We start from the raw sequence: 2,508 nt of genomic DNA, 5'->3' as shown, positions 1-2,508 counted from the left end.
CCAAAATGACGGTGCATCAGGTGCAAACTTTTGCTTGCGAGCGATTTCAAATCCGTTTTTCTGGTAGAACCGTACTGCCTGTTCTGTAAAAGTGACGACATAACAGGGGAAACCCTCATCACTTGCCCGTTGCAAAATCGGCTGCAATAACCGACTTCCTAACCCTTGTCCTTGGCTTGCTGGATGTACCACCATCATCCCTAAATACCAACAGCGGGCATTCTCCATATCCTGTTGATGAGCGATTTCAGTTTGGTATAGAACAGTGAGCCATCGCCCCAATCGGTTCCAACCTATTTTCATCGGCAACCGATACAACTGAAGTTGCAACACCATCTTTAATTGCTGGTGCAGATGGCTAGAGAATTCACCAGGAGGTAACCAGGCCGCAACCCCTTGCAAGTCTGATGTTGTATAGATCTGTTCATACTGGGAGCAGTAGGCCATTACTCGATTCGTTAACCAAGTTAACGCCTGAAATCGCAGGTGTGGATCGTCTAGTGTTAGATACCTAAAAACCGGATCAGATTCAAATGCTTTTGCTGCAATTTCACTGGCATCGACAATCTGTGACGGTTGTAACTGGAGTACATCCAAGGGATTCATGATTGACTGACCTTAAGATGAAGGGAAAGTTTATTGGGCAATGAATTTCTTAAATACATCGCCCAAGCATGTTGTCGGTCTATTCATTGCAGCCATGACTAAGCAGCAGGCATTAGTCCCAATTGCTGCATCACAGATAGCAAGTTGGTTTCGTACCACCACTCAGTGATCTTGCCATCTTTGATTTTGAGCATTGTAAAATCATTTGTCTTTACTGTTTTATGGGTCGCAGGCATACCTAAAAAGGGGCCAGACTGTTTGCCCTCTAAGGTTGATCGATAAATGACCACGTCATCTTCGGCCAAAATATTTTCGATAGTTTGTTTGATTTTAGGGAATCCAATAAATAGGTCTTTGTTGAACTGTTTATTTGCTGCTAAGCCAACAATTTTATCCGGCGAACTATTGAAGTGATAAACGATATCGGGAGCCATTAACTCATCCCAAACGTGTTGCCAATTGGGTTGTGTTCCCCAGCCTTCTTTCGCTAACCGAAGGGCAATATCCTTGTTGACTTGGCTTACGCTCTGATTGATGGGTGATGAATTTACTGGTTGAGCCATTGATGGAGTCTCCAAACTAAGCATTAACAAAAAACAAATAACCAAACCAAAGACGAACGGGCCTATCCAGCCTAGAAACTGGATCGCTCGCCTTTGCCACGTCGTATGCATAAAACGCTCCATACGCTGCCGTATGTGATTAACTTAAGCTATGGTTCCAAAGTTGTCAATACGGTGGCGTATGGAAAAAAATACAAAAAAGAAAAGCCCCGACGCAAAGCTTGGGCGGCAAGACTGGATTAATGTAGGGTTAATGGTTCTGGCAGAAGGGGGAGTGGAAGCAGTCCGAATTGAGCCGTTGGCAAAGCGAATGAATATGACCAAAGGCAGCTTCTATTGGCACTTTAAAAATCGAAATGATTTATTGGATGCCATCTTGGCTGAATGGGTCGAGCTTGATACCAACGGCATTATTAAGCAAGTCGACCAAATCGACGCGGATCCGAAAACGACGTTAATGTACCTATTGGAGCTCGCTTACGCAGATAACGATTTTATGCCCGGTTTGGCCGATGGCAGAATTGAGAATGCGATTCGTGCTTGGGCAAAGACTGATCAGAAAGTGGCTGAACTCATTGCCCAAGTTGATCAAAAAAGGCTCAACTACACCAAAGCATTATTTCTAAAAATTGGATTTTCTGAAGCCGAAGCACTGGTTCGTGCTCGTTTGGCTTACTACTCCTTGTTGGGTGAGTTGACGATTGGGGTGCCAACCCATCAAGCCCATCGAGCAGCTGAAATTCGAATGCAACACGCTATCTTAACTTCCGACATCAATGGATAAAACTCACAGCGTACCTAATCCCGTAGCTCCGGCCATATAACTGTTATCTATGTGAACAGGTCGTGATAACCGCGAAATTAGGATGCTCTGCAGAATTCATCAAAATTGCCCAATCAGTGGGGGCCACTTTAATGCCTGCTGGCTTAGGTAAATCAAACAAAGCAACGGTATGACTAACCCTAAGTCATCCTGTAGATAGAACCAAATGAGGGTAAGAGCAGTTATGATTTCAGTACATATAATACTGATAGTTTTCAATTTGAGGTCAACATTATTCTGAAAAAACCCAACATTAACGGCAAAATCCGTGCAAGAAAAGTCCTACTGATCGATCAAACCGGAGCTAAACAAGGCGTTGTTGATACGCAAGAAGCCCTTGCCCTTGCTCAGCAAGCCAAACTGGACTTAGTCATCGTCTCCGAGCGAGAGGATGCACCCGTTGCCAAGATCATGGACTTTGGTAAGTATCGATACGAGCAGAAAAAAAAGCAGAAACAGTCTTCTTCCAAACCTTCCCTCAAAGAAGTCAAACTCCGCCCCAATGTAGGTGAGGCT

Annotated in this window: 4 protein-coding genes; 2 read left to right on the top strand and 2 right to left on the bottom strand. The window is 44.3% G+C overall.

All coding sequences use genetic code 11. The features are described from left to right. Together Q0991_RS13985 and Q0991_RS13980 are read right to left on the bottom strand one after the other, a co-directional pair. Positions 1-606: GNAT family N-acetyltransferase (locus tag Q0991_RS13985; RefSeq protein WP_299489357.1), on the bottom strand; the 606-nt coding region annotated here is incomplete at its 3' end. A gap of 98 nt (positions 607-704) precedes the next feature. Then, the gene (locus tag Q0991_RS13980; RefSeq protein WP_299489355.1) at positions 705-1,169 is read right to left on the bottom strand and encodes an ester cyclase; all 465 of its coding nucleotides are present in this window, start codon (positions 1,167-1,169) and stop codon (positions 705-707) included. Between the two features lie 181 nt (positions 1,170-1,350). Between Q0991_RS13980 and Q0991_RS13975 the strand changes: the two genes are divergently transcribed. Next, positions 1,351-1,953, top strand: a complete 603-nt coding sequence (locus Q0991_RS13975) for a TetR/AcrR family transcriptional regulator (RefSeq protein WP_299489354.1) — start codon at positions 1,351-1,353, stop codon at positions 1,951-1,953. A 195-nt stretch (positions 1,954-2,148) separates the two neighbouring features. Further along, positions 2,149-2,508: translation initiation factor IF-3 (infC, locus tag Q0991_RS25175; RefSeq protein WP_366524958.1), on the top strand; the 360-nt coding region annotated here is incomplete at its 3' end.

Source organism: Acaryochloris sp. IP29b_bin.137, assembly GCF_028285745.1.
In the GTDB taxonomy this organism is placed as follows: Bacteria; Cyanobacteriota; Cyanobacteriia; order Thermosynechococcales; family Thermosynechococcaceae; genus Acaryochloris.
Note: the sequence above shows the minus strand (reverse complement) of the source record. Positions and strands in the feature narration are given on the sequence as shown.

What these genes read in the sequence shown, in the direction of transcription:
- Q0991_RS13980 (WP_299489355.1), bottom strand. Translation starts at nt 1,169, where the DNA reads ATGGCTCAACCAGTAAATTCATCACCCATCAATCAGAGCGTAAGCCAA.
- Q0991_RS13975 (WP_299489354.1), top strand. Translation starts at nt 1,351, where the DNA reads ATGGAAAAAAATACAAAAAAGAAAAGCCCCGACGCAAAGCTTGGGCGG.